This is a genomic window from Pseudomonas sp. ANT_J12 (assembly GCF_008370045.1).
Taxonomy (GTDB): Bacteria; Pseudomonadota; Gammaproteobacteria; order Pseudomonadales; family Pseudomonadaceae; genus Aquipseudomonas.
This window is the reverse complement of record NZ_VOBN01000003.1, coordinates 469,652-492,293: the sequence shown is the minus strand read 5'-3', so window position 1 is coordinate 492,293 and position 22,642 is coordinate 469,652. Positions and strand designations below refer to the sequence as shown.

The window sequence follows — 22,642 nt, the reverse complement described above, 5'->3', positions numbered from 1 at the left end:
GAACGCCTGCCACAAGCTACTTCGGTAGAAGACTTCGAAGCCTTGCTGCCGTGGAACTGTTCCCCGACTATCTCGCGCTAAATGCACACATCGGTTTTTTGCCATGTGTGGTTTATGGGTCGCTTACCCTGAAAGGCAGCTATTGGCCGAAAGCATCCTTCGCAACTGGCCACTACCGACCAAAAAGTGGCCAGTAGACACACTAACGGCAAATGCGTAGCTTCATCAAAGGCCAGCAGTCCTTGCCTTCAACCATGCCACATCCGCCGTAACCACCCCCAAGCCCCCCTTACCGTTACGGAGCATATAAGACATGCCAAACATCGCCGCATGGACCCTGTTCTCCCTGGGTCTGCTCCATATTCCATTCGGTCTTTTCAAGTTCAAAGCAGCCTTTGCCGCCGCTGTAGATTCTGGCTTTGTAGACCAGTTCAGGGCGCACGAAGATCGGCGTGCAGCCCTCTGGTTTACCATGCTCGGGCCGCTTTTTATGCTCGCAGGGCAGACGGCGGTTCACGCTGTCGCCGTTGACGATCTCGCGTTGCTTAAAATGGTGGGCATCTATGTGTTGATGATCTCGATCATTTGCGTGATTGCTGTTCCAAAATCGGGGTTCTGGGCAACGCTTTTGGTTTCTCCGCTGATCATCGCGGCAGGCTATGGCGTTTACGCCTGATCTTCATCGCCCAGCCATTGGGTAATGCTCAATCCGACACGCATAACTATTCCCATCGCCCTTACACACCCCATCCAGATACCGATAGTCAACCCGCACCGACTGACCCTTTTTAGGCCACTGTCGCCGTGGCAGCGGGTTTTGATAATCAGGTTTTTCCGGAATGAACGTGACAGTCGCCCCAACTTCAGGGCATTCCACGGTGTTTGATACCGGGCTGACTTTCAGGATTCGGGCCTGTAACTGGGGAGAGGGTTGTTTCAAGACATCGGTAACCAGCAGTTCCAGGCTGCAAATTTTCCATGCGGCGGCGTGCACGGAGTCGCACATTACTAAGAGCGTTAAGGCAAACAGCACCGAGGGCGTGACACGGTTTTTCATGATTGCGTTTGCCTGCCTTGGACGCATCGAATCATCGGGCGATTAAATCTCTTCGGTGTCGAGCGACACGTTGATGTAGAAGAACTTTATATCGAGCCACAATTCGCGCTGGTTGATGGGCGTTTCCTCAGAAGCGATGACGAAGCTATACCCGAGATCTGTTTTTTTATCGCGATAAAAATAGGGCATGGAGTCCCAGACGCAGCAGTAAAACTTGAGTGGGGGCAGGCCAAAGCGTTGGCTCATGTACCGCTCGGCCTTGAGCGCGTCAGCACCGGTTACGCGGTACTGGGCAACGAAGGGTTTTCCTTGTCGGTCCGTGGCTTGAGTGCATTGTAGAAATTCTACAAAGGCAGGTTTGTCACTCATCTTCGCCAGAAAATCCTCGCAGCCGGTTGCCGCGCTTGCCCAGCTCGACAGCGTGCACAGGGCGAGTAAAAGCAGTCCGCGAATTAATCTGTTCACGCCTTCTCCGTCTTCACTTTCTGCGCCAAATCCCCTGTCACTCCCGCCGTGATCACCCCTGCGCCCGGAGCCAGGTGAGTGACGGTGCTCGTCACGCTGGTGGTGATGTTGCGCGTATACGCATCAATCGCCACGCCACCGCGCATATGCGCCGAGACCATTTGCGGCGAGATGACGCTGCGGGTGATGGTGGAGCTGACGGTGCGGAACAGGTTACCCAGGGCCGATACGATCGAGATGATGGTGAGGGCGGCGAAGGGGATGGACAGCCACATGACGCTCATCTTGAACAGCGCATGTTCGGTGGAGTAGCCGTTGAGGCTGCGGCAGTAGAGCACCGACGCGATCAGGTAGGCGCCGGCCAGCGCCGCGATGGCCATGGGGTCGCGGAGGTCGAAGGCCAGGCGTGCGCACAGCAGGCCGTAGATCACCAGGCTGGCAAGCACATCCGGGAGCAGGCTTTTCAGACCTTCCAGGGCTTTGGAGATGTTGTAGATCACGAAGCCGATGATCACGATCCAGCCGAGCACGGGAATGATGCCGATGGCCATGACGAGTATTGAGAGCAGCAGGCTTTTGATGATGCCGTGGTGCAGGTTGTGCCTGATCAGGTAGAAGACGAAGTAGCCGAAGGAAAACAGCGCGATTAACGCGAGGGAGCCCAACGCGGCTTCACGCGGGAGAAAAAAACTCAGGCCGCCCACCACCATCATGAAGGCCAGGCAAAGGTAAGCACTTTTGTTCATCGATGTTCGTCCGTGATCGGGAAGCAACCCGGGTGTTGTTCCGTTGGACGTGCATGCTACTAATTCGCCATTACTTTTGTCGAGTTCGGCGGGATTAGGCAATAAATCAGCAGGATGGGGTCATCGGCCATGACGGCCCCGGTCTTATCCTGTGGGCAACGCGGTGCAACGCAACCGCCAGGATTGCTGAACGGTCGGTGATCAATGGATTGCCACTGTCATCCACTTGAACGATTCAGCACCTACGCTACTCCTCTGATATTCAACATCCGACTCAAAAGGCGATCGCAATGACCAAGACTTACAGCTACGCCGCGAAAGACCCCAAGGATTCGCTCAAACCTTTCACCTTCGAACGTCGCGCCCCAGGCGCCGATGATGTGCAGATCGATATCCTCTATTGCGGCGTGTGCCATTCGGACCTTCACACCGTGAAGAACGAGTGGCACAACACGTTGTATCCCTCCGTACCGGGCCATGAAATTGTCGGTCGGGTGATCGCCGTTGGCGCGAATGTCAGCAAGTTCAAGGTGGGTGATCTGGCGGGCGTCGGCTGCATGGTCGACAGCTGCCAGCACTGTGCGTCGTGCGCCGAAGGCGAAGAGCAATACTGCGAGAGCGGCTTCACTGGCACGTACAACGGCCCGGTGTTTGGCGGCGAGAACACCTTCGGTGGCTACTCGGACAATATCGTGGTCAAGGAGAAGTTCGTCCTGCGCATTTCCCATGACGACACCAACCTGGCCGCCGTCGCGCCGCTGCTGTGTGCCGGCATCACCACCTATTCGCCGCTGCACCACTGGAAGGTCGGGCCAGGCCAGAAAGTCGGCGTGGTCGGCCTCGGTGGCCTCGGGCACATGGCGGTGAAGATCGCCCATGCCATGGGCGCGCATGTGGTGCTGTTCACCACGTCGCCGAACAAGCGTGAAGACGGTTTGCGCCTGGGCGCCGATGAAGTGGTGGTGTCGAAGAACCCGGATGAAATGGCCAAGTTCGCCAACACCCTGGACTTCATCCTCAACACCGTCGCTGCACCCCATGATCTGGACGCGTTCCTCAATCTGCTCAAACGCGATGGCACGATGACGCTGGTCGGCGCCCCGGACAGTCCGCATCCGTCGCCGTCGGTGTTCAACCTGATCTTCAAGCGCCGCAGCCTGGCCGGTTCGTTGATTGGCGGGATTCAGGAAACCCAGGACATGCTGGATTTCTGTGCCAAACACGGGATTGTCTCGGACATCGAGATGATCAACATCCAGGACATCAACCAAGCCTATGAGCGCATGCTCAAGGGCGATGTGAAATATCGCTTTGTGATTGATATGGACAGCCTGAAGAAAGAAGCCAACGCTGCTTGATGGATCGCCCCTCGGGTTTGACCCGAGGGGCCTTTCAGCCTCCCCGCAAAAGATTCTCCCTATCACGCCCTAACACTGCCGCTATTAGCAGTCCTCCCCAGACGGTCTAGTCTTACCGTTGCGCTGGCGTACGCTGGCCGATTAATACCTGATAACGAGATAAGAAAGAGTCACAGGTTTGCCGTGGGCCCGTGTGCTGGCGGATCGTTCGCCAAACCCCTGAGTTCCCGTGTGGCCACATAGAGCAGTTGATCGAACTGCCTGGCCCAGCAGCCTATGTCTTCGATTTCGCTCATTGCTATTGCAGGCCCAGCCGGGCCGGGTAGCTGGATGAACACGACCAAAGGTAGCTATTACATGGCAACTGAATCGAAATGCCCGTTCAATCACGCCGCTGGCGGTGGCACGACGAACCGCGACTGGTGGCCGAACCAACTGAACCTGAAGATCCTGCACCAGCACTCGACCCTGTCCGATCCCCTGGATGAGGGCTTCAATTACGCCGATGCCTTTAAAAAACTCGATTTTGCCGCAGTGAAGGCGGACCTGAATGCGCTGATGACCGACTCGCAAGACTGGTGGCCGGCGGACTTCGGTCACTACGGGCCGTTTTTCATCCGCATGGCCTGGCATGCCGCCGGCACCTATCGCACCGGTGACGGGCGGGGCGGGGCCGGTTCCGGGCAACAGCGTTTTGCGCCGCTCAACAGTTGGCCGGACAACGTCAGCCTCGACAAGGCGCGCCGGCTGCTGTGGCCGATCAAGCAAAAATATGGGCAAAACATTTCCTGGGCCGACCTGATTGTCCTCACCGGCAACGTCGCACTCGAATCCATGGGCTTCAAGACCTTTGGTTATTCCGGTGGACGCGCTGATGTCTGGGAGCCGGACGAAGACGTGTACTGGGGCTCCGAAAACAAGTGGCTGGGCGGCGACACCCGCTATGACAAAGGGCAGAAACCGGTGCAAGCGCCCGGCGATGTGCCACTCGTGGCCGAGCCCGGAAGAAACGAGGACAGCCGTACCGATCACGGACGCAATCTGGAAAACCCGTTGGCCGCTGTGCAAATGGGCCTCATCTACGTCAACCCTGAAGGCCCGGAAGGCGAGCCAGACCCGGTCAGATCCGCCATCGACATCCGCGAAACCTTTGGCCGCATGGCCATGAATGACGAAGAAACCGTGGCGCTGATCGCCGGTGGCCACGCCTTCGGTAAAACCCACGGCGCCGGGCCTGCCGACAACGTCGGGGCCGAGCCGGAAGCGGCGGGCCTCGAACAACAAGGCCTGGGCTGGAAGAACAGCTTCGGCACCGGTAAAGGCCCCGACACCATCACCAGCGGCCTGGAAGTGACCTGGACCACCACGCCGACCCGGTGGAGCAACAACTACCTGGAAAACCTGTTCGGCTTCGAGTGGGAGCTGACCAAAAGCCCGGCCGGTGCGCATCAGTGGACGCCGAAAAACGGGGCGGGCGCGGGGATTATTCCGGACGCGTTCGATCCGGCGAAACGCCGCAATCCAACCATGCTGACTTCGGACCTGGCGCTGCGTTTCGACCCGATCTATGAACCGATTTCCCGGCGCTTCCTGGCCAATCCCGACCAGCTCGCCGACGCGTTCGCCCGTGCCTGGTACAAATTGATCCACCGTGACATGGGGCCGCTCTCGCGCTACCTCGGCCCGGAAATGCCCGCCGAAGAATTGCTGTGGCAAGACCCGATCCCGGCGCTCGACCATGAAGTGGTCAACGACAGCGACATCGCGGCACTCAAGGGCAAACTCCAGGCCTCGGGGCTGAGCGTCTCGCAACTGGTGTCGACGGCTTGGGCGGCGGCTTCGACCTTCCGGGGCTCCGACAAACGCGGCGGCGCCAACGGTGGACGCCTGCGCCTGGAACCACAGAAGTCCTGGCAAGCCAACCAGCCTGGGCAGTTGGCGAGCGTGCTGGCGAAACTCGAAAGCATCCAGCGCGAGTTCAACAGCGGCGGCAAGAAAATCTCCCTGGCCGACCTGATCGTGCTGGCCGGCAGCGTGGGCGTTGAGCAAGCGGCGAAAAATGCCGGCCACAGCGTGACCGTGCCATTCACGCCAGGGCGGATGGACGCCTCGCAAGAGCAGACGGATGTGGAATCGTTCGGCTTCCTCGAACCCATCGCCGACGGCTTCCGCAACTACCTCAAAACCCGCTACCGCGTACCGGCCGAGGCGTTGCTGATCGACAAGGCGCAACTGCTGACCCTCACCGCACCCGAAATGACCGCGCTGATCGGCGGCCTGCGGGTGCTCAACACCAACGTCGGCCAGACCAAACACGGCGTCTTCACCCAGCGGCCAGAAGCGTTGACCAACGACTTCTTCACCAACCTGCTGGACATGGGCGTGGAGTGGAAGCCGACGTCGGAGGCCCAGGAAGAGTTCGAAGGACGCGACCGCAAGACCGGCGCGGTGAAATGGACCGCGACCCGGGTTGATCTGGTCTTCGGCTCGAATGCGCAGCTGCGGGCGCTGGCGGAGGTGTATGCCAGCAGTGATGCGAAGGAGCGGTTTGTGAAGGACTTTGTTGCCGCGTGGGTCAAGGTGATGAACCTGGACCGGTTCGAGCTAAATCGCGGCGTCTAGAGCAGATGTTGTCATAACGCTGGCATTACTGGAAAAAAGTGCCTCGGCGCGCCCTCCGGCTCCGACATCAGCGGAGGGCATCCAGCGCCCATAAACCTTGGCGATCATCGTCCAGTCTTTATGGCCGAGTTGCTTTGCTACCCACATGGGATTCTCCCCAGCGGACAGCATCATTGAGGCATAAGTATGGCGGCTTTGGTAGGGCCGACGATACCTCACGCCTGACTTCTTCATGGCTGGCGTCCAGATCACCCGGTAGATGTATCCGGCATGCTTCCACGGCTCAAGTGTGATCGGGTTGAGGAAAATCCTGCCACCCGCCAAAAATGTCAGCTCCTTCTGCTTGATCAAAGCCTCTCGCGCCGGGGCCAGCAACTTCACGGTGCGTCTGCCTGCCAGGGTCTTTGTCGACTCAGGCTCTTTTGCTGCTCGGGTTTTTGCCCGAACTATCCTTACCTCCCCCGCGATCCAATCGATATCCCCCCACTCCAAAGCAATCAACTCGCTTGGCCGCAGCCCCGTCCAAAACGAGAACTGCAACTGCGGCCAGGTATCCCCGCGTGCGGCCGCCAATATCGCCGACTGCTCCTCCCTGGTGAACGGGTCGACGTCATCCTCCTCTTTAAGCTGTTCCCGATTCTTGTAGGCCCATCCAGACAGAGGATTGCTTTCGAGAATTTCATCCTCTACAGCGTCGTTCAATGCCGAGCGCAAACAGCTCTGAACGTTGGTAAGCGTTTTGTTCGCCACATGATGGCTGGATAGTTTTTCCCGGATGATCTTTTTCGATAGCTCGGCCATGGCGAGGTTGCCGAACATCGGTATCAGGGTTGACCGGATCGTTGTGCCGTAGAAAGAGATCGTGCTGGACTTGAGCGTCTGGGATTTACGCTCCAGCCATTCCAGAAGGTAATCGCCGAGGTTCTGCCTGGCGTCCACCGACTTGAAGGTGCCAATACGCTTTGACTTCGGGAACGTCGCCGCATAGTCGAACGTCCCGTTCGCTATCGAGTATTCGATTGCAGCCTTGTGTTGCTCGGCTTTTTTCAGGTTAGCGGCGGTGGGCTTGAGCGCGATCCGCTCCCGGCAGCGGACGCCCTGGTATTGGAAAGTGATTTCGATACTACTTGCAGACGCGGCGCGAATGCCTCCCCCATCTCTACCCATGAGTAATACCCCTCAACATCGATCAATATTCTTCCGTCCGGCGCCTTCCGCCAGACGAGATGCTTCGGCCATTTGCCGTCGCGGATTTTGGTTCTGATGGCGTCGGGTGTATACCCCGACTCCCGCGAGAACTGCTCTACGGTCTTGTATCGGACCATTTGCGTGCTCCATGCCGCGTGTGGCGGCAGAAGGTGGTTATTGGTTATCGCGGAGCCGACCACTTGAAGGTCAGAGGCTCCGGCGGGAAAAAGAGGTGCCGCATGTTGGCAACGTTCACGATGTCCCGATCTGCGGGGAACACTTCGACCGCATCCACATCGCCGCGGCCGCATTCGCGCTTGAGGCGCATCAGTTCGTCCCAAGTGACCTGGTCAACCCAGCTATCACCGTTGTGCACCGATCGGCAGATGCTCATGCGCTGGTACCCCGCTGGCTCGGTATAAATCTGAACGAGGAAGCTGCGCGATCGCCAAACCTCGACCAAGTCGGGCGGCTTGAACCCGGGCCACTGATCCCGCGGCACTCGCTGCAGGTACGGCGGCAGCTTGGCGTTTTGCTTTTCGAGCAGGCGCCGTTGATTCCTATCCGTGTTCATGGTGATAGTTATCCTCGCCCGACGTACACCGGCAGGCTCTTGTGTGGGGTAGGGGTTAGGCTGTTGCTTCGGGAGTTTCTGGCGATTTCCGCCACTCAACGACATCGGCGCCGAAGTCTGCGCGGGTGAAGTCGATAGCGCCGAACTGCCAATGGTACGTAAACGGGAGGGGACCGGGACCGCGCTCGCATCGCGCGAGGATAGTTCCGCAGGAAAGGCGAAGGTCTATCGTCTGGTGCTCGGGGTCTTCATCAGGTTCGGCGTCTTGCCACCAGCCGACCAGCCTCTCTACAGCCTCGACCACTTCGCTAACCTCGAACCCCCCACGAATACCGACGGCAGACTTGATCTGGTGGATACCTGTTTCCCACCTGTCTTTCCGAACCAGCACGCCGTCGTCGCGAAACTCGTAGTCTTCGGGCTTGGCGTCTCTGAATTCAGGCTTTCGGAAGTCGCGCTCAGTTACCTGTCGGTCCATCACTTCGGCCCCTTGTAGCAGTACACGTAGGCGAACCAGGAGAGGGCGATCATGCTGCAGCCCTCGCGACAGTTATTTCGTCGATGAGCGATTGCGGGAGCCGTGCGGCGAATTCTCCCTCCGACCACGACAGGGGCTCGGACTGGCGGATCATCTCGTTCAGCAGCTCGAATGCCGCAAGCAACTGGTCGTCGCGAATCTCGCCGTCTTCCGGCAAGTCGTCGCAGAAGTGGTCTGCCGGATCGATTTGACTGGGATAGTTCGGCTCGCAAATGCAGAGTTGCAGGTCGGCCAGATCAATATCGCTGTCGATCAGGTAGTCGCGCAGGCTGTCTTCATCGAAGAAGTATTGGTCGCCATCGAAGATAACCAGCGGATCGCCGGCCCAGTCCTTGACCGGCATCGCTGCGAATTTTGCTTGGCGGCGCGCATAGCGACACTCATCGCAAGAACTGTTCACCTCATAGATTGGATGTTCAGGGTTCACGTCGCAGCGGCGATGAGTCGCGCCGCAGTAGCGGGCAAGGTTCTCGTCGCCACCGAAAAAGCGACCGTCAGCGGAAACCCAGCCGGTTACCGTTTGGAGGCTGGCCGCTTCCGGAGCGTCGTACATGATGATTGGCTTTGGTGCGCTCATGACTTCACTCCGTCCCCATCAGGTAGGTGGGCTCAGTTGCTTCTGCCAGCCAGTCGCGAAGGCAGCCGCATTCGGCGTGCGGCGGATCTTCGTCGGTCCACTGCATATCGAGCGTCTTGTCGCTGGTCAGCTCCACATCCCAATCCGCATATTCGGCCGGATCGTCGCCGTTCATTTCAGCAAGGACGCGACGCGCTTCGTCTTCACTGGTGGCGGCAACCCAGTCTTGGTCGCCGACGCTGTAGCAGCGCAGATCGGGGCGAGCCGGCTGACTGCCATCGAGTTCGAATGCTTTAGCTTGGTTTTCTTCAGACATGATTGTTCCTTTGCCGCTATAGCGGCTGACTTTGAAGGGGGAGGGAGTTACTGCTGATTGGTGATGCGTGCGTGGGTTCGCGCCGCGTGCATCTCTGCTTCAGTGGCCTTGCGCCCTGATACCCACATGCCGTCCGGGTGACGTTGGAAGGTCCAGCCGTAGTGGGCGTTGGCCTCGTCGATCATGATGGCGAACTTTCCGGCCCATGTTTCGATCATGCCTTTGAACTGAATCTCTTCCGTGCGGCGCTGCGTGGGAATCACCAGCCGGATTTCATCAGGTGCCAAAGTCGGATCGATAGTCACCGGGAAGCCGAACGCCGGCGCTGGCCGTTCCATCCTGCACCAAAACGCCAAGACCTTTTCGCCTTCGCTTTTAAATGGGGCCAGCCACTGACCATCAGCCCGCTCGTGAGAGATTGATAGGTGCAAGGCGCGAGTTCGCTCTTTGCCGTCGTCAAAAACATTGCCAGGCACGCGCAACATCGACAACGGCCGCAGGTCCTGGTCAAGTGTTTGGAGTTGCTGGATCAACTGACGAACTGTCTTGGGCGCGCCCCAAGTTACCGGATCGGGTGATACAGGCGGGGTCAGCTCATCAATCCGCTGATCCGCTGCGTTCAGGCGCTGCTGCAGGGCGTCACGCTCGGCGGTGATGCGTTCGAGGTGCTGCGCCATCGTGCACGCAAAGTCGCCGGCCAGTCGCTCGGCGATGTACTGGCGGTAGTCGTGACGCTTGAGCGCGGTCTTGAACAGGTTGGCGATGTATCCGCGCCCGCCATCTGGCGTGTCCAGGTCAAAGCTGGGCTCGGGCGTTATGTTTTCTGTAGGCATGGGGATTCCTTGCCGGGCCATGCCCGGGCGGTGAGTGGTGCAGCCTTTGGCCTCGCCAGGGTGGCGTGATTTGATAGTTGAGAAAGGTTTTAGGCTCTGCGCGAGTGGTGATGCGCAAATTGGCCTTGATATCTGTCTGCAGCTGCAATGTAGGCTGCGTGTGCTTGTTCAGCAGTGTGGAAAGTGCCCAGGCAGGTCTGTTTGCCCCGGATGCAGATTTGCGCTTTCCATCGCTGCTCGCGTTTGTTGAAAGTTGCGCCTTTCAGGCCGGACGCGCCTCGCGGTGGGACATTAGCGCTGTTCTGCGCTCTCGTTGCGAGACGGAGGTTTTCCCATTCGTTATTGCTTCGCACCCCGTCACGATGATCAACAGCTACGACCGGCCAGTCTCCAGTGACCAACATCCAAGCGACACGGTGGGCGCCGTAGGTCTGACCGAGTAGCTTCAAGTAAATGTAACCGTCCGGCTTTTTTGAACCAGCAGGGTCGCCAGCTTGGCGACGGCAATGATCCACTTTCCAGGTGAATAGACCTGTCAGCGGATCGTAGGCAATCATTTCCCTGAGCAGCCTCGTACGTTGCTCTGAATACATATCAGGCATGTTGTCACCTAAAGGATGGTGGTACTTGGGGATGAAGTGGGGTATTTGTTGATGTCCGGCATGGGCGCCGGATCAAGGAGCAAGAAATGCAACGAGGCGCTGCGGTTTACACAAAAGGGAAATTCACCGTTTACGAAAGGGTGATGATTCACCTCGACAATACGAGAGAGGTTGTGGGCTATCAATTGATTGGCCCTGGTGCAGACTCAACTTGGATTTATGATCTTGATTCAGCCATTGCTGCAGCTGATGATCTTGACTCGAAAAGCAAACCAAGCTCGATGCCCGGCCCACGGTAATACATTCGATCGGCACCGAATGGATTCACTGGAAATTCTCGGTGCCTGTTTTCGCAAACTCATCAAGCTGTCGCGACCACTTTTCTGTAATCACGATCTTCTGTCGCGCCATGTTAGAAAAGCGTTCTGACTCCTCAGCAGGCGCCGCGGCCATATTGATGATGAACGTCGACACTGTATCTTGCCATTCCTCGATCGCGTGACGATCACCAAGCACCCGAAGCGCATCATCGAGCGCTTTGGATACAATCAGCGCGCGCTTCTCGGCGCCGATCCGCTCCAGCAACTCTTTCTCCTTGGCGCGCTTGTCCCGCTGGAGCTGTGCATTGTCTTTGGCCATGGCCTGCCTCCTCAATTCCGCTGGCCGGGATTCCCAGCCAGGCTTGTCGTTTGCGTTGCTGGATGCGAGCTATGCGGCGCATGAGGTGGTGCCGCGCCGCGCCTTGGGATAATCGATGCCGTGTGCAGTGATTATCCGCTCGAAAGCTTTGTTGCCAATTGCCAGTCTGCCGCAGCATTGGCGGCGCGTTACACCGAGCTCAAGAAACGCCCGGATTCTCTCGGCGATCTTGGCGTCTCTGGCTTCTAATCCAGCTTTGTAAGCGGCCCCGCGCGCTCCGCCGCGACCTGTATTCTTGAAGTCGATGCCGTTCGCGCTCGCTATCTTGGAGAGGTTTTGTCGACTCATGCTCAGGGCTTCAGCGGCTTGTGTCTGAGTATGCGTTTTGCTGAGCTGGCGCATTTTCTCGAGCAGCTTGAGTCGCGCCTGCTCGCGGATATCGTCTCGATCCAAGGGCAGGGGCGCAGCCTCTACCCGGCGCCGAATAAACGGCTTCGGCGCCGGCGGCATCTGGTTGCTGTAAATTATCGGCTTCGGCTTGTAGCCGATGGGCGCCGCTTCTTCGATGTGGCCGCCGGCCGCCAGATATTGGGCGACCTTGGCCGCCAGTTCATCGGAGGCCGGCCGCATGGCCTCGACCATGCTGAGGTGGTTGCTGATCATGCTGCACTCCTCATCCTCTCCCGCATTTCCCTCTCAAGGTCGGCCAGCTCTTCCAGAAATACCGTGATTTCGGCTTCCATCTCGCGGGCTCGCTTGAAGTCGAACTCGTACCGGAAGCACACGTACTGAAGCTCTTCAGGCAGCCTATCGTCGTAGCTCACAAAGTCAGCCCACTTGCGGCCGGTGCAAGCCATCTGGGCTAGCATCTGCCACTCGTACTGAGGGTCATGCTTGCCTGATTGCATTGTGGCGATGTGAGTGGCGGTGTTCGGGCACTTGATCTCAAGTACTCCATCATCACCAGAAAACCCGTCTGGTGACGCCCCAAAGCCTGGAATCTTCGGATGCATGACCAGGCCGGTTTCGGCCACTATCACGCCCTTATCAGCTTCGTACGCCATGCAAGCGAACGGCTCAAGATCGACGCCGCGCTGCACCGCCGCATTACGCGAAAGGTCGCTGCCGCCTTGCTGGCCGGTAAGGCGCTCGCACAGCAACTCCATCATGTAGTTTTTTCGTGTGGCAGAGGGCGCGCCGCCGCGCCCGCTGGTCATCACATCCTTGACCCTGCTGGCCGTGACGTTGCCCAGTCTGGCCGCAAACCATTCAGAACTACGCTGCTCCATCTAACACCTCCTCAGCTTCGCCTTCGATTGGCTCGACTGCTGCTTTCAGGGTTTCGCTGCGCTTGGTCACCTCCGCCTTGAAGCGGGCGTGGCCGGCAGCATCTTTGGCTTGTTTCATAGCGGCCGTAGCGTTGTGGTAAACCTCGGCGAGTGCTTCCAGACTTCCGGCGCGCATCGCAAGGTCAATCCAATCGTTCACCATCTCTGGATCGGTTGGGGCGGATCCTTGGATTGATGCAAGGCCTTCGCCGCCATCTGTGTTCAGGTGGTGAATGGCCTGCTCCAGGCGCTCCGTCTTAGGCCAGTACTTGTACCCGCGCTTCACAACAGTCTTCTTTGCCATCTCGCCGGGATCGGTAACCCATGGGCAGGATGACTTCTTGCTGATCCATGCCTTCCAAGCACTGGAGCGGTCGCGGATGGCGTTCACGTCGTCGATGCTCATCGTCTCGGTGAGGTAGTCGCCATCCGATGTCTTGACCACCACATACACGCCGACCGCTTCGCCCCGATCCTTTGCGAATGGGTTGTACGAGTGAGTCGGCGGCTTATCGAAGCCGTTCAGGGCGAATGAATCGGCCGTGTAAACCAGTTCGGCCTGAGCCCAGCGAATCGCGCCAGTGGCCATAGCCAGGTCCATCAGGCCGATATAGCTGATGTCGAGACAAATCTTCCCGTCTCTCGGCACCAGGTAGGCCTGCTTCTTCGCCGGGTTCAGGCTGATGCCGATGGCCGCGATGTTGGTGATGGCGTTGACCACCGATTGCCGGTTCTGTACGGCGATCTTGGTGGCGTACTCGCTGGAGGTGATCACCTGAATGGCGAATTCAGCCTCGCGCTCGAAATTAAGCGAGCGGTCGGTCAGGACGTTGGCGAACTGATTGCGCGCACCGTAGATGTCCTGAGTGATTGTTGCGACGGCTTGGCTCATAGAGACCTCAGAATTGAATGGTGACGTTCGGCACTTCGCCGCGGGCGATCTTCAGGACGATGGCCTTGGCCAACTCTTCGCTGATGTTCATGTCGATCAGGGCCTGCTTGGCTTCGCCCAGGATTTTCGACTTGTGCGCTACGTCAGCCTGACGCTCCTTTTGCTGACGCAGGATTTCGTCTGCCGCTGCGTTCGCCCGGACAACCTCAGCCAGTCGCGCCTGCTCGACGGCTTCCTCTTGTCGGCGGATGGCCGCTAGCCTTTCTTGCTCGGCGCGCTGCTCGGCGGCTATGCGGTTGGCCTCGGCCTGTGCTGCTGCTGTGCGGGCTTGCTCGGCCTGTAGTTCCAGTTGCAGGCGCTGGCGTTCGGCGGCGGCCTCGGCATCCAGTGCTGCCTGTGCTGCGGCGCGCTGAGTGGCGGCGGCCTGGTCCAGCAGTTCCTGCTCGCGGCGCGCTGCGGCATCACGTTCGGCCTGGGCCTGTTGCTCGGCCTGGAGCCGTGCTTGTTCGGCGGCGACTCGGGCAATTTCCGCATCGCGGTCGCGCTGGGTCTGTGCTTCAGCTTCGGCGCGCAACCGGACCAGTTCGGCCTGCTCAGCCTCGTATTGTTCGCGCTTCACCAGGGCGGCACGCAGCGCTTCTAAGGTGTCCGCCTTCAAGCGCAGCGCCTCGGCCTCGTGATCGCCAAGCCACTCGCCGTCAATCACGATGCCTTCAAAGGCGCCGATGCTGATTTTCAGGTATTCGGAGTCGGCAGTGCTGATGGTCAGCGGGTCAAGGCGTAGTTCGCCCACCCATGCTTCGATCTCACGCTTCTTGGCAGCATCAGCCGCTTCCCAGTCAGTCAGAGGCTTGCGTGTCTCGTCCCGCAGCGCATCCATGGCATCGACGAACTCCTTCAGCTCGACTTCGACCACCTTTGGCATTTCCTTAAGGCGGCGCAGATAGTCACGGCCGGGCAACTCGACAGCTTTCTTGGATTTGCTCACCTTGGCAGCCAACGAGGCAATACGGTCGCGGCCTTTGGCGGTGGTGAGGTCTGGCACTTGCGAGCTGACTTCATCCTTCACCGCTTGCAGGAAAGGCTTCAGGCCGTCTTTCACGTAGATCGCCGGGGCATTGGCTTCGCTGATGTCATCGATGGTGATTGCAAGTTGATTTGCGGACATGGGGATTCCTTCCGCCATGCTGGCGGTGTGTGGATTGGATTAGGAGGTGATTCGATCAGCGAGGGCGCTGAGCAACATTAGAAAGGTGCAGACGGAGAGGGCAGAGAAGGAGCCGCGCCAGATGAGTAGGCGCCGGGTGCGCTGGCGACTGGTCACCGGAGCACTCGGTAGGTCGTCGAGTGCGGCACTTGGCATACACCAGAAGCTTCGCGCTTGACGTTGTAGGCCAGCATCACTACGAGCAGACCAGCGGCGAGCAGCCAGAAGACTGGCTTCATGGCCGAACCCTCACGGCGATACGGCCGCCTTTGATCGCTGCGGCAAGCTGTGGCGGCAGCGCAGAGACTGGCAGATCGCGAGGAAGTCCGGCGCCGAGGAGAACCAGACTCCGCTCGATTTCGGCAAGTTGCTCGTCGATCAGGGATTTAACCGGTGGGGTCGTCATGCTGCAGCTCCTTGCTTGATCGATTCGTTGTAGGAGGCGTAGATCTGGTCGACCCGCGCCCGGTAGTGGCGGTGCTCGTTGTCGTCGATGGCGCGCAGCAGGTAGGCCAAGGTGATGACCGAAGTTGCCGCCGAGCTGGCGTTGGGCTTCCCGAGGTCGCGGATCATGTTGTCGATCTCGCCCTCGATCCAGCCGATTGCTGTTTGGTGATCGCGCTGCTGTAGGTTCACGGCGTCTTCTCCTTTAAACCCCAGAATTCACCGATCGCATCAGTGGCGACGGCGACACGTTTGGCGCTGGCCTTTCGCTCAAGCAGCTCTTGAGCCGCTTGATCTGCCAGTGCCTGGGTTCGCTTCAGCGCTTCGGCCTCGTAGTCGTGGAACTCGTCCGCCTGCGGCCTCTTCTCTCGCCCCCAAGCGTCGTAGCGCCTGTCCCACTCTCGGGCCTGGGCACTGTCTGCATAGCTGGTAGCCATGGTCGCCTCCAGAGTGGCGAGGTAGTTACGAGTGGACGCTGAATACGGAACGGATGCTGTGAAGCTCCATCACATCGACGTGCTCAATCTCTTCGACGGTTTCGACGAACTCATCAAGATTGCCGTTCCGATCGAGAGTCACGATCGCCCACTCAGTTACAAGGCGGGTGATCTTGGCGGTAACCCGGCGCGGCCTTGGATTGGTGTTGTCGCTCATGGCGACCTCCAGTGTTTGGTTGATCCAACAAAACTCGGCTGCACTCATCCATTCCGCTGGTTGCCGTTGGGCGCGGAGGGGAGTGCATGCGGGTGGTGTCGACTGGGGAAGGGGATGCAGGCGCCCGGCACTGCCCGGGATGTATCGAGTCTGGCCAGCTATGCCCTCGGACTCGCCTGCGGTGTTCATCTTCGTTTGGGTTGGGCCTGCCAGCTCCCTGGCTGATGCGCGGTGACATCGTCGGCCCTGCTTTCCGCTGCCTGTTAGGGTGTTGGGCGAAGCCTTCAGGCTTGCTACGCCACGCGGGTGAATCGTTGATCTACTTCATGGCCGTATCTCTTGTTGTTCGCTCACTGGGAAGGCAGTGGCTACCGTTCTCGATGGTTTGTTGCTTGCAGGTGGGCGGTTATAGGCCGCAGTTTCGTCCGCATCGGAAATCCCCACCCGACTTACGCGCCCCGGCCTACTTCGTGATGGCTGCCGCTGCTGCGCTGGGGATTTCCGATGCACCCTCATAGAGAGGATCGGGCAGTTATAGCCAGGCTGGCTTTGGCGCTGGTTTTCAAGCCTCGGATGCGATGCTGTAGCCAGAGTCTGAGTGCAAGTCGTAGCTTCCGTTGATGGCGTAATAGGCTAGGCGGTCAGTTTTTCCGTCGGCGCCAATGATCGTTCCGAAGAATGGATACTGATAATCGCCCTTGTCATGCTCGATGGTTACGACTGATCCGTTCTTGGTGTTGTAGGTTTTTCCGACAATCATGCTGAACACATTGCGTCCCTCCGGTTGTTTTCCCGATGCCCACCACTCTGGATGGGCATCAGTGAAAAGGTCCGTCATGCTGCGAACAGCTCTTGCTGGTGTGGCCGCGGGGTGCAGCGCTGGATACCGGCACGAATGGCCGCCTCCAGTAACTCGACGTCCCGCTCAAGCTCAGGGAAGGCACCCGCCAGTTCAGTTACAGCGTTGCGAAGCTTTGCAGCCTCACGCTGCAGGGTGGGAATCACGATGTTCAGCATGTTGCCGATCGTGCGCAGATCCAGGCTGCATTCCCGGCAAAGCCGGATGTAGTCGAGCATGTACTTCGGCATTTCGGTGTCCTCGGTTGATTTCCCGCTGCACCCGTCACCAGATGCACCAGGAAAAGGTCCGTCATGCTGCCGCCAGATCGCGGCGATCAAGTTCTTCGAGGATTGCGGCGTGTGCGATAGGGGCGTTTTGCAGCTCGGCCGAAAACTCAAGGTCGTGCAGCTCGAACAGCGTCCAGTCGCGCAGCGAAAACATTTCATTGCGCTCAATCGCATTGATCATGCGAGTTTGAAAAGCGAGCTTGGTGGCAACTTCTTTTGCTGAATTCATCACGCCTTGCTCCGTTTGGTTGTCATCCCAAGCAGCCCTCGCAAGAAGGCTGCTCAGTGATGAGGTCCGTCATGCAACTGCTTTGCAGTGACCCAGATCGACGAAGCCGCTTTTGCCTTCCAGTAAGATCACTGCGGTGTGTCCGCCGAAGACCGAGGCCTCATCCCGGGTTGCCGTCCGAAGCGTTTCGCCGCGCCCGACGATTTCTTCGAAGCTGACCACGGTGCCGACTGGGTGCTTGGCGTTCCAGTTGTCGACCTGACGTTGCAGTTGTGCGGCGGTAGGGCGTTTAGGTGCTGGCATTTCTCTATCTCCGGTGATTTTCCCGATGCACCCGTCACCAGGTGCATCAGTGAATAGGCCGTCAGGCCGCTTTTTCCAGTTCGCAACATTGTTCGTAGTGCGCCATCGCAATTGGTATGTGGTAGCTGTCCAGCGGCCATTTGCTGACGTTGCAGCCTTGGCCGGCCGGGCAGTGGAAGACGAACAGCTCACCTTCGTCCTTATCCATTTCCAAGCTCACCTGTGCACCGCTGGTGAAGGTGTCCTTGATGATCGTGGTCATGCTGTGTTCCTCCGTTGATTTCCGATGCCGCCTCATAGAAGCGGCATCAGTAAATCTGTGGAACCCGGCCTCGCTACTGGCGACAGGCCGGGGTATTGCGTCATCGGTGTTGGCCAGTTGCCCGCTGCTGATTGCAGGGCTGGCCGGCGTCTTCGGTGTGGGCTTCGAGCTTCCTACTCACAGCGTCAAACAGCATCTGTTCGCCGTGGATCACAGGTCCTTACAACATGCACGCTACAGCTCTAAGTGCCCTGATTGAGTGGGGCAGGGTGCATGAGGTCCGGCGGTCCCAGCCGAAGCTATCGGGCCCGCTAATTCTTGAATTTGTTGTTTCTTCTCCACCACGCGCATCGCCCGATTCATATCTCTGGCCGGAGTCACACATTTCGTGGACGGTGTTCTTCGCCGACCGGCTTGCGTGGTTTCGCGCACTCACACCTGGTGAGCACGACCAGTTCCAGAGCTGGCGTGGCATCGACTATTTATTGCTCGCACTTACCGGCTGAAACCCGGGGTAGTCGATGGCGAGGATCCTGAGCTGTTAAAGAGCGGCGGATCTCTCGACCCTTCGCAGCTGGCCCCTGATTGGGTGCCGGTTGCGATGGGTTGAATATGTACCAACGGTTCACAGTTGTAAAGTACCAAAAGTACATATTTTTCTTGCCAGTGCCCAAATGGCTTAATTTCCACACGAAGGTTTTAGTGATTTACCGCCGGGTATCGCTTCGATATAGTCGCCACATACTGGATGCATATACAGATATTAGGGGGCGAGATGGCGAAGGCGAAGAAACAAGAAAAGTCGGCTGAACGGCAGGAAATCAGCGGGATTGAGCGACTTGGTTTGCGCGTATCGTCGATGATCAATCACCCTGTCGCACAGATTCAGCGCTGGGTGACTATTCATCGCCTAGACACGGACGGGGACCGAGAGTGGGAGGAGGTGATGGGCTTGCTGTCGGAGACGGACGGCATAGAGATGATCTTCAACGACGATGATTCTGTAACGCTGAAGTGGGAGGCGAGCGCCGAAGAAGATCGGCCGGTTGAGGTATACGAGCCGGTAGAGGAGCCGGCGCCATTCTGACGGGCGTAAAAAAGCCCGCTCAGTGGCGGGCTCTTGATATCGCTGTCTATCTAGTCTGCAATCGGTGGATACTTACCGCTCACTGAATCCCTGTAGATGATCTCGCTGAATAGCTTGGGACCGTCCCGCATCGCTGCTAGAGCTTTCTTGGCTTCTTCCTTCGTCTCGAATGGCCCCGCACCTACGGCCAGTCCTGTCATTGAAACAACTGGAAGTCCGGTGGCTGCAATGGCCTCTATTGTGCGCTGCTGCTCAATCTCATCTCGGCAAGCCGTTGAGGCGACCCATCCATTTTTAAGGCGCGGGGCAGCAACTAGTTCTACATCAGCTCCACAATGCTTGCACTTGACCGCTGCATTCTTGATGGTCTCAGCGCACAAAGGGCAGGGGCGCGTGCCGGATTCCACTTGAGGCTTAGCGGGTGACGCTCTGCCTCCAATGAGAATCATAAGCAGGCCTGCCAGCGCGATCATTCCGCCGGCAATGGTGTGAACCTGGCGGTCAGCCATAAGCCCCAGGTTATTTACTCTGCCGCCTGAATCCGTCGAAACCGAAACATCCATGTTGAGCGCGTATATCGCCCAGCAAACCCCTATAAACAGTACAACTTTGCCAAGTCCTTTCATTGGATCCCTCCCATCATTTAGCCCGAACTCTACCATCCATGGCGCACGGCCACCATTGGTCCTCCCGTATGTCGTTTGATCTGAACACCGGAGTCCTGCGCGCTTTCTACTGACGCACACACACACAACTTGGTGAGTCGCTATGAACGAGAACGGAAAGGAAGAAGCGCTGGCCGAATGGCACACGCTGATGTCGAACCCCGAGCCACACATGGACGCCGAGGAACTGTACGACGAACTGCTAAAGATGGCTGACCGTTACAAGAGCATTGGGTTGATTAACGAAGCTGAATGGAAAGGCCTGGTGGAGGAAGCGACAGCTTTCCATGTGCGATCAATTGAAGGGCTTGAAGGCGGGGCTTGATGGGAGTGCAGGCGAAAAAAAGCCCGCCAAGGGGAGCGGGCTGTAAAAAGTCATGAGAATCATTTGGAAGAGTAGAGCATTACCAATACTTGATCAAAGGCCGACACGAAAAAACCTTGCTTGGCGATATCTGGAGCCTGGAGCTTGCGGGATTTTCTAATTCGCCATAAGACTAGTCGATCAATCGGGATTTGGCGAATTGCCACCATTGGTCGAGCGATGTGCCATCGCACTGAACGGTCCGTCTAACCTGACCTCTACCCCTATAGACCAACAATAGGGGTTCCAATGAAAGAGGCACAGCGAAGAATGGCCATGACAGCCTGGCGCGAGCTATTCGTCCTGGCTGAATTCCAAATAGACGCAGAGGAAAAGTATTTCGGGTTGTTGAGGCGGGCTGACGCCATGGAGCGGGCGGACCTCATCACCAGCGACGAGTGGCGCAAGCTTGTCCAGCAGGCAGGAGCATCACTTGCCAGCACGGCAGAATGCATGGGCGGAGCAGGGTAGGGGAAAATAGAAAAGTGTTTTCTTGCTATGCTGGCCTATCGATTCCCGGGAGCGAAAGGATGCGTAGTTACCGAATTAAAAGGACAGCTAAAGGGTGGGGGCTATTCAGAGATCGCTCACATATACCGACGCTTGAAGCGGCGTCCCAGGAAGAGCTGGTGAAGCTTGCCTCGCGAATACTTACGAAGGTTGGCGCCTCGGTGAGAATTCACAGTGATAGTGGAGGCTATCAAGAGTTGAGATTTTGAGCAGATGAAAAAAACCACTTGGGGCGCGCTTAAATGGGTCCATCAAATGGTCGCACCGAATTAAGCGATAGAGTTGCGAGGGTCAAGGTAGGCAACAAAAAGCCCGCACGGGGCGGGCTCTCTGTAAACGGGATGCTGATCCATCAGCACGAAGATTGTGCCCAGTTCTGCGTTATGAAAGCAATGACGTGGCGTCAGGCAGATACGAAAAGCCCGGCGCTGGGCCGGCTCCTTTTACGCTATCTCAGCAGATGCCGGGATGCCTTCCTTAATAAGGCTTACCATGCTGGCACGATCTTCGTCTGCACTGATTACACGAACCTCTGGAAAGGTGCTCAGCTCCATTGAAACTTCCTTGTATGCCTTAAAGAGCTTTTGCTTTCCAGCAATAGGTGGGCCTGCCACGAACAGTGTGTCGGGTGGTAGCTGGCCCGCAGTGCTCAGGCGCCGAACACGCGAGATCCAAGCATCTCCATGCTCATAAATTTTCGCAGGCTCATCATGACCAAGGTGCAATGGCTTTATTGCTTGTGCAGCCCTGCCGCCCTGGATCAGCACAAATGGGAATTTCACAGGATAATCAGATGTGCCCAGTTTTCGATCCACGTAGTGCTGCTTTAGATTAACATCAGCCAAAAGCCTGCCCAATTGCTTTTCAAGGGCTGCCTCCTGGTATTCCTTGGTAGCAAAGCTGTGATTAACGTAGTGATCGAAGAGTACTTTCAGCGCTTGGTCAGAACTGGCTGCGACTATCGATCCAGGATCGCTAAAGCGCATCATCGTTTCACGTGGATGGATCAAATGACTGAACGTCGCCGACAGGGTTTGTCGCTCGTCTCGACGGCTTGTGAAAAAGCCGCTTACCCTGGCTAGCTCTGCATTCATCTCCTTGCGAGCCCTGATAAAAATCTTTGCATCAAGGCTTGGAAAAAATGTTGTTACCCGCTGACGCTTTGCCTCAACGGCGAAGCGAAAGTCACCATTGTTGGCGAAAAGCACAATGCCAATATTCACAAACTCACCCGTCTCTGGGTAAGGGAGAAACCTCAAAATTGAGTAATTACATATGATTCTCATAGGGCCCCCCAGAATCGCTCTTCCTTGAACATCTGCAGAATTTCTAGCCGGCTTGCTAGCGTTGGCTCTGTCAGGTCGATGTGGTCTGAATCCCTATAGAGCCAATCTTCGGTCAAAATGGCTGTGATCCTATCCCAATTCGACAGTGCCTTGCTTAAGATATCAGTGTATTCCTGACGAACGAGGTAATCCCTAAAATCTTTACGGCACTCACGAAACACATGCTCTTCAAGAAATTCGCTTGGATTGAAACAGTTATGAAAGGCCAGATTGTGATCAATAACGGCTAGATCTCCGCGACTATCCAATATGAGGTTAACGTTTCCTCCCATTGCACCAAGGATTCGATCTCCGTTTTGAACCCACCAATCAAAAAGAAGAACCTTCCTCATCAGATCTCTAGGGGTCGATTTTAAATTGGAAATGTTGAAGTCAACGGCGTTTTCGACCGCCTGAGACGCAAAGGCCAGTCCGCCCTCCAAGTCAGAGACGTTTGGAATCACACTGAAATCGATCAGGTCTTGAGGCACTACCATTTTTTTCCAAGGAGGAATCGGCAGGCCTAGAATTTTTCCCAGTTCCGCACCCAGTACCTCCGATATCAAGGCCGGACCACCTGACTTAGAAAGCCCTTTGACAAAGTATGTTTCACCATCGTCTGCACGAATGATGAAAGGTTTTATTGATATCCCTTGGTGGCTTTGGCGAACAATTTCCACGGCGGTTACTAGGTCCGGCATTGCCTCAATATCCCTGAGCTAAATGCAA

The 22,642-nt window shown here is 57.4% G+C and carries 35 protein-coding genes; 8 read left to right on the top strand and 27 right to left on the bottom strand.

Annotated features, from left to right (window positions below):
• Both FQ192_RS34860 and FQ192_RS10755 read left to right on the top strand, forming a co-directional pair.
• On the top strand, positions 1 to 197 hold a 197-nt coding region (locus FQ192_RS34860; protein ID WP_306108890.1), incomplete at its 5' end, for a hypothetical protein.
• A 116-nt stretch (positions 198 to 313) separates the two neighbouring features.
• Positions 314 to 676, top strand: a complete 363-nt coding sequence (locus FQ192_RS10755; RefSeq protein WP_149658595.1) for a DUF6463 family protein — start codon at positions 314 to 316, stop codon at positions 674 to 676.
• Between the two features lie 3 nt (positions 677 to 679).
• On the opposite strand, the gene FQ192_RS10750 is transcribed toward FQ192_RS10755, so the two are convergent.
• From FQ192_RS10750 to FQ192_RS10740, 3 genes are read right to left on the bottom strand one after another with little or no spacing between them, the layout of a single operon-like run.
• Complete coding sequence (locus FQ192_RS10750; protein ID WP_256672252.1) at positions 680 to 1,057, bottom strand: hypothetical protein; 378 nt, start codon at positions 1,055 to 1,057, stop codon at positions 680 to 682.
• Between the two features lie 42 nt (positions 1,058 to 1,099).
• A complete protein-coding gene (locus FQ192_RS10745; protein WP_178129082.1) occupies positions 1,100 to 1,522 on the bottom strand; it encodes a DUF4952 domain-containing protein in 423 nt (140 codons plus the stop codon).
• Positions 1,519 to 2,268 (bottom strand): hypothetical protein, encoded by a 750-nt coding sequence (locus FQ192_RS10740; RefSeq protein WP_149658594.1) that lies wholly within the window; start codon positions 2,266 to 2,268, stop codon positions 1,519 to 1,521. The genes FQ192_RS10745 and FQ192_RS10740 overlap by 4 nt, the downstream gene beginning before the upstream one ends.
• A gap of 290 nt (positions 2,269 to 2,558) precedes the next feature.
• On the opposite strand from FQ192_RS10740, the gene FQ192_RS10735 reads away from it, so the two are divergent.
• Together FQ192_RS10735 and katG are read left to right on the top strand one after the other, a co-directional pair.
• Positions 2,559 to 3,626 (top strand): NAD(P)-dependent alcohol dehydrogenase, encoded by a 1,068-nt coding sequence (locus FQ192_RS10735; RefSeq protein WP_149658593.1) that lies wholly within the window; start codon positions 2,559 to 2,561, stop codon positions 3,624 to 3,626.
• A 357-nt stretch (positions 3,627 to 3,983) separates the two neighbouring features.
• On the top strand, positions 3,984 to 6,248 hold the full coding sequence (gene katG / locus FQ192_RS10730; protein ID WP_149658592.1) for a catalase/peroxidase HPI: 2,265 nt from the start codon (positions 3,984 to 3,986) through the stop codon (positions 6,246 to 6,248).
• Here the strand turns inward: katG and FQ192_RS10725 are convergent.
• From FQ192_RS10725 to FQ192_RS10690, 7 genes are all read right to left on the bottom strand, one after another.
• Positions 6,231 to 7,415 carry an Arm DNA-binding domain-containing protein gene (locus FQ192_RS10725; protein WP_149658591.1) on the bottom strand — a complete coding sequence of 395 codons (1,185 nt, stop codon included), beginning with the start codon at positions 7,413 to 7,415 and terminating at the stop codon, positions 6,231 to 6,233. The genes katG and FQ192_RS10725 overlap by 18 nt on opposite strands.
• A 202-nt stretch (positions 7,416 to 7,617) precedes the next feature.
• Positions 7,618 to 8,010 (bottom strand): hypothetical protein, encoded by a 393-nt coding sequence (locus tag FQ192_RS10715; protein ID WP_149658589.1) that lies wholly within the window; start codon positions 8,008 to 8,010, stop codon positions 7,618 to 7,620.
• Between the two features lie 55 nt (positions 8,011 to 8,065).
• Positions 8,066 to 8,488 carry a hypothetical protein gene (locus tag FQ192_RS10710; RefSeq protein WP_149658588.1) on the bottom strand — a complete coding sequence of 141 codons (423 nt, stop codon included), beginning with the start codon at positions 8,486 to 8,488 and terminating at the stop codon, positions 8,066 to 8,068.
• Positions 8,489 to 8,537: 49 nt separating this feature from the next.
• Complete coding sequence (locus FQ192_RS10705; RefSeq protein ID WP_149658587.1) at positions 8,538 to 9,125, bottom strand: hypothetical protein; 588 nt, start codon at positions 9,123 to 9,125, stop codon at positions 8,538 to 8,540.
• A gap of 4 nt (positions 9,126 to 9,129) precedes the next feature.
• Positions 9,130 to 9,441 (bottom strand): hypothetical protein, encoded by a 312-nt coding sequence (locus FQ192_RS10700; protein WP_149658586.1) that lies wholly within the window; start codon positions 9,439 to 9,441, stop codon positions 9,130 to 9,132.
• 47 nt (positions 9,442 to 9,488) lie between these two features.
• The gene (locus FQ192_RS10695) at positions 9,489 to 10,274 is read right to left on the bottom strand and encodes a hypothetical protein (RefSeq protein WP_149658585.1); all 786 of its coding nucleotides are present in this window, start codon (positions 10,272 to 10,274) and stop codon (positions 9,489 to 9,491) included.
• An 89-nt stretch (positions 10,275 to 10,363) separates the two neighbouring features.
• On the bottom strand, positions 10,364 to 10,876 hold the full coding sequence (locus FQ192_RS10690; protein WP_149658584.1) for an HNH endonuclease signature motif containing protein: 513 nt from the start codon (positions 10,874 to 10,876) through the stop codon (positions 10,364 to 10,366).
• An 86-nt stretch (positions 10,877 to 10,962) separates the two neighbouring features.
• On the opposite strand from FQ192_RS10690, the gene FQ192_RS10685 reads away from it, so the two are divergent.
• Complete coding sequence (locus FQ192_RS10685) at positions 10,963 to 11,175, top strand: hypothetical protein (protein ID WP_149658583.1); 213 nt, start codon at positions 10,963 to 10,965, stop codon at positions 11,173 to 11,175.
• A gap of 25 nt (positions 11,176 to 11,200) precedes the next feature.
• On the opposite strand, the gene FQ192_RS10680 is transcribed toward FQ192_RS10685, so the two are convergent.
• From FQ192_RS10680 to FQ192_RS10620, 14 genes are all read right to left on the bottom strand, one after another.
• The gene (locus FQ192_RS10680; RefSeq protein ID WP_149658582.1) at positions 11,201 to 11,515 is read right to left on the bottom strand and encodes a hypothetical protein; all 315 of its coding nucleotides are present in this window, start codon (positions 11,513 to 11,515) and stop codon (positions 11,201 to 11,203) included.
• 69 nt (positions 11,516 to 11,584) lie between these two features.
• The gene (locus FQ192_RS10675) at positions 11,585 to 12,178 is read right to left on the bottom strand and encodes a hypothetical protein (RefSeq protein WP_149658581.1); all 594 of its coding nucleotides are present in this window, start codon (positions 12,176 to 12,178) and stop codon (positions 11,585 to 11,587) included.
• Positions 12,175 to 12,804 (bottom strand): lambda exonuclease family protein, encoded by a 630-nt coding sequence (locus FQ192_RS10670; protein ID WP_149658580.1) that lies wholly within the window; start codon positions 12,802 to 12,804, stop codon positions 12,175 to 12,177. Before FQ192_RS10670 ends, FQ192_RS10675 begins: the two co-directional genes overlap by 4 nt.
• Positions 12,791 to 13,735 (bottom strand): recombinase RecT, encoded by a 945-nt coding sequence (locus tag FQ192_RS10665; RefSeq protein ID WP_149658579.1) that lies wholly within the window; start codon positions 13,733 to 13,735, stop codon positions 12,791 to 12,793. The genes FQ192_RS10670 and FQ192_RS10665 overlap by 14 nt, the downstream gene beginning before the upstream one ends.
• Before the next feature lie 7 nt (positions 13,736 to 13,742).
• Positions 13,743 to 14,903: a hypothetical protein gene (locus FQ192_RS10660; RefSeq protein WP_149658578.1), complete on the bottom strand. Its 1,161-nt coding sequence runs from the start codon at positions 14,901 to 14,903 to the stop codon at positions 13,743 to 13,745.
• 274 nt (positions 14,904 to 15,177) lie between these two features.
• A complete protein-coding gene (locus tag FQ192_RS34010; protein ID WP_178129080.1) occupies positions 15,178 to 15,348 on the bottom strand; it encodes a hypothetical protein in 171 nt (56 codons plus the stop codon).
• Entirely contained in the window at positions 15,345 to 15,578 is a 234-nt protein-coding gene (locus tag FQ192_RS10655) for a hypothetical protein (RefSeq protein ID WP_149658577.1), read from the bottom strand. The genes FQ192_RS34010 and FQ192_RS10655 overlap by 4 nt, the downstream gene beginning before the upstream one ends.
• Positions 15,575 to 15,823 (bottom strand): hypothetical protein, encoded by a 249-nt coding sequence (locus FQ192_RS10650; RefSeq protein ID WP_149658576.1) that lies wholly within the window; start codon positions 15,821 to 15,823, stop codon positions 15,575 to 15,577. The genes FQ192_RS10655 and FQ192_RS10650 overlap by 4 nt, the downstream gene beginning before the upstream one ends.
• Before the next feature lie 25 nt (positions 15,824 to 15,848).
• Complete coding sequence (locus FQ192_RS10645) at positions 15,849 to 16,040, bottom strand: hypothetical protein (protein WP_149658575.1); 192 nt, start codon at positions 16,038 to 16,040, stop codon at positions 15,849 to 15,851.
• Positions 16,041 to 16,602: 562 nt separating this feature from the next.
• Positions 16,603 to 16,878: a hypothetical protein gene (locus FQ192_RS10640; protein WP_149658574.1), complete on the bottom strand. Its 276-nt coding sequence runs from the start codon at positions 16,876 to 16,878 to the stop codon at positions 16,603 to 16,605.
• Positions 16,875 to 17,129 (bottom strand): hypothetical protein, encoded by a 255-nt coding sequence (locus tag FQ192_RS10635; RefSeq protein ID WP_149658573.1) that lies wholly within the window; start codon positions 17,127 to 17,129, stop codon positions 16,875 to 16,877. The genes FQ192_RS10640 and FQ192_RS10635 overlap by 4 nt, the downstream gene beginning before the upstream one ends.
• Positions 17,130 to 17,190: 61 nt before the next feature.
• Positions 17,191 to 17,397, bottom strand: a complete 207-nt coding sequence (locus tag FQ192_RS10630; RefSeq protein WP_149658572.1) for a hypothetical protein — start codon at positions 17,395 to 17,397, stop codon at positions 17,191 to 17,193.
• Between the two features lie 69 nt (positions 17,398 to 17,466).
• Positions 17,467 to 17,700, bottom strand: coding sequence for a hypothetical protein (locus tag FQ192_RS10625; RefSeq protein ID WP_149658571.1), 234 nt, complete (start codon positions 17,698 to 17,700; stop codon positions 17,467 to 17,469).
• Positions 17,701 to 17,761: 61 nt separating this feature from the next.
• Positions 17,762 to 17,962 (bottom strand): hypothetical protein, encoded by a 201-nt coding sequence (locus FQ192_RS10620; protein WP_149658570.1) that lies wholly within the window; start codon positions 17,960 to 17,962, stop codon positions 17,762 to 17,764.
• On the opposite strand from FQ192_RS10620, the gene FQ192_RS10615 reads away from it, so the two are divergent.
• Positions 17,949 to 18,221: a hypothetical protein gene (locus FQ192_RS10615; RefSeq protein ID WP_149658569.1), complete on the top strand. Its 273-nt coding sequence runs from the start codon at positions 17,949 to 17,951 to the stop codon at positions 18,219 to 18,221. The genes FQ192_RS10620 and FQ192_RS10615 overlap by 14 nt on opposite strands.
• Positions 18,222 to 18,737: 516 nt before the next feature.
• Positions 18,738 to 19,049 carry a DUF1654 domain-containing protein gene (locus tag FQ192_RS10610; protein ID WP_149658568.1) on the top strand — a complete coding sequence of 104 codons (312 nt, stop codon included), beginning with the start codon at positions 18,738 to 18,740 and terminating at the stop codon, positions 19,047 to 19,049.
• A 50-nt stretch (positions 19,050 to 19,099) separates the two neighbouring features.
• On the opposite strand, the gene FQ192_RS34005 is transcribed toward FQ192_RS10610, so the two are convergent.
• Entirely contained in the window at positions 19,100 to 19,675 is a 576-nt protein-coding gene (locus tag FQ192_RS34005) for a hypothetical protein (protein ID WP_178129078.1), read from the bottom strand.
• Positions 19,676 to 19,817: 142 nt separating this feature from the next.
• Between FQ192_RS34005 and FQ192_RS10600 the strand changes: the two genes are divergently transcribed.
• On the top strand, positions 19,818 to 20,039 hold the full coding sequence (locus FQ192_RS10600) for a hypothetical protein (RefSeq protein ID WP_149658567.1): 222 nt from the start codon (positions 19,818 to 19,820) through the stop codon (positions 20,037 to 20,039).
• A gap of 992 nt (positions 20,040 to 21,031) precedes the next feature.
• Here FQ192_RS10600 and FQ192_RS10595 read toward each other — a convergent pair.
• Complete coding sequence (locus FQ192_RS10595; protein WP_149658566.1) at positions 21,032 to 21,874, bottom strand: DUF3037 domain-containing protein; 843 nt, start codon at positions 21,872 to 21,874, stop codon at positions 21,032 to 21,034.
• Complete coding sequence (locus tag FQ192_RS10590) at positions 21,871 to 22,614, bottom strand: HipA family kinase (protein WP_149658565.1); 744 nt, start codon at positions 22,612 to 22,614, stop codon at positions 21,871 to 21,873. The genes FQ192_RS10595 and FQ192_RS10590 overlap by 4 nt, the downstream gene beginning before the upstream one ends.
• Positions 22,615 to 22,642 lie beyond the last annotated feature (28 nt).